This is a genomic window from Sphingomonas olei, from assembly GCF_045369765.1.
Classification (GTDB): domain Bacteria; phylum Pseudomonadota; class Alphaproteobacteria; order Sphingomonadales; family Sphingomonadaceae; genus Sphingomonas; species Sphingomonas panaciterrae.
This window is the reverse complement of record NZ_JBIQEU010000067.1, coordinates 1-1,364: the sequence shown is the minus strand read 5'-3', so window position 1 is coordinate 1,364 and position 1,364 is coordinate 1. Positions and strand designations below refer to the sequence as shown.

Genomic DNA, 1,364 nt, shown 5'->3' with positions numbered 1-1,364 from the left:
CATGTGTGGACGGCCCCTGCGGTGCAAGAGCTTTTGTGCAGCGATGAGCACCGGTCGGGTGCATCCATGTGTTCGGCCTGTTCATGCAGCACCGCATGGCTGCTGGCCCTGATGAAGTCCGCGGATCGGATCCCTAATCACGTCATCGCGCTCGAAGCGCTCTGCTCCCCTGGGCTTGTTCGATCCCCGGTCTAACCGGTTTGTCATCACCACTCAGCTGCCCTCACACCATCCTGCCGCCCGCTTCAGCGGACGACGAGGACAGCGGTCACGCGGCAGCCGCCGCGTAGACCTCCTTGCGCGCCATCACCGCCCAAGCGATGCGCGCTGTCTTGTTAGCCAGTCCGACCGTCGCAATCTTCACTGGCTTGCGCTCGAGGAGTTGCGCGATCCAGGGCTGGCGGGTCGCATCTTTGCGCGCCATGCGCATGACCGCGGTCGCGCCGACGACCAGCAGCTTACGGAGATATCTGTCGCCCTGCTTGCTTATGCCGCCAAGCCGCTCCTTGCCACCTGAGCTATGGGGCCGCGGTGTGAGCCCAAGCCATGCAGCAAATTGCCGCCCCGACCGGAACAGCGATGCATCGGGCACGGCGGCGGCGATTGCCGAAGCAGTGATCGGACCGATGCCGGGGATGGTCGCAAGCCGCCGGCTGGTGTCATTGCCGCGGTGCCAGGCGAGGATCTGCGACTCGAGCCGGTCAACTTCACTCGCCAGCGAGCGCAGTTGAGCGCCGATGGTATGCAGCGCTGATTGCGCATGCGCCGGCAGCTTCTCCTGCCCCTCGTGGAGGAGCTTCATCAGCGCGGCAACGCCGCCCGGTCCCTTGCTGGTGACAATGCCATACTCCGAAAGATGCGCTCGCAGGGCGTTGATCAACGCGGTTCGCTGTCGCACGAGTAGATCTCGGGTCTTGTGGAGCATCAGCACGGCCTGCTGGTCGACGCTCTTCACAGCAACGAACCTCATCGTCGGCCGGGTAACCGCTTCGCAGATCGCCTCAGCGTCAGCGGCGTCGGTCTTCCCACGCTTCACGTACGGCTTCACGTAGGCCGGCGGCATCAGTCGGACATCATGGCCTAGCGCCAGAAGCTCGCGACCCCAATGGTGCGCCGATGCGCACGCTTCCATCCCGACAAGGCACGGCGGCAACGATGTGAAGAACTTCAGCACCTCGCCGCGCCGAAGCTGCCGCCGCACCAACACCCTGCCATCAGCGCTGATCGCATGGACCTGAAACACGTTTTTCGCCAGATCGACACCGACGGTCACGACATCCTGCTGCATGGATCAACTCCTAGACGTGGCTCAACGACCACATCATCGCACAGCTACGCTGGTGCAGGGGCCGTCCAACCCATCA

Annotated in this window: 1 protein-coding gene; it reads right to left on the bottom strand. The window is 63.9% G+C overall.

Annotation, left to right across the window (positions count from 1 at the left end; genetic code table 11):
* Positions 1-268: 268 nt before the first annotated feature.
* Positions 269-1,288, bottom strand: coding sequence for an IS110 family RNA-guided transposase (locus tag ACH0BU_RS18055; RefSeq protein ID WP_500264479.1), 1,020 nt, complete (start codon positions 1,286-1,288; stop codon positions 269-271).
* Positions 1,289-1,364 lie beyond the last annotated feature (76 nt).

Bases quoted from the DNA above. Each gene is read 5' to 3' on its own strand.
- ACH0BU_RS18055 (WP_500264479.1), bottom strand. From the start codon at position 1,288: ATGCAGCAGGATGTCGTGACCGTCGGTGTCGATCTGGCGAAAAACGTG.